General features: G+C 21.8%; 1 pseudogene. It reads right to left on the bottom strand.

The features are described 5' to 3' along the window. Nucleotides 1-67: 67 nt before the first annotated feature. Nucleotides 68-408 (bottom strand): annotated as a pseudogene (locus EZH24_RS13530) (5-methylcytosine restriction system specificity protein McrC); the annotation flags it as partial.

The following is a 408-nucleotide window of genomic DNA, read 5'->3' as shown; positions in this document are numbered from 1 at the left end:
TATAATAAAACTGTTAAAATAGCAATTGTATAAAATGAATTTACGATAAAATATAAAATTATTACTATTACAATCTAGGAAGATAAATACCAAGTTTATAAAACTTGACTAAACCACTAATTTGTTCTTTTTTTTCAAAATCTATGCTTTTATTATTTGAATCATCTGAAGGATATATTATAAGGCATTTTGGAACATAGTTTTCAATATCGTTTGTAAACTCTTTTACTATACTTTCGACTCTTCCATATCCTGAAAGCTGTTTAATATCATCTTTTTCGTAACCATTATCATTATTATAAATTTCCTTATATTTTGTATCTGCTATATAATTATATTCACTACCTTTGATTATAAAGTCTAATATAAAGTTATTATACAAAACACTTTTTTGATATAATATTTCAG

The organism is Brachyspira catarrhinii (assembly GCF_005518285.1).
In the GTDB taxonomy this organism is placed as follows: domain Bacteria; phylum Spirochaetota; class Brachyspiria; order Brachyspirales; family Brachyspiraceae; genus Brachyspira; species Brachyspira catarrhinii.
Note: the sequence above shows the minus strand (reverse complement) of the source record. Positions and strands in the feature narration are given on the sequence as shown.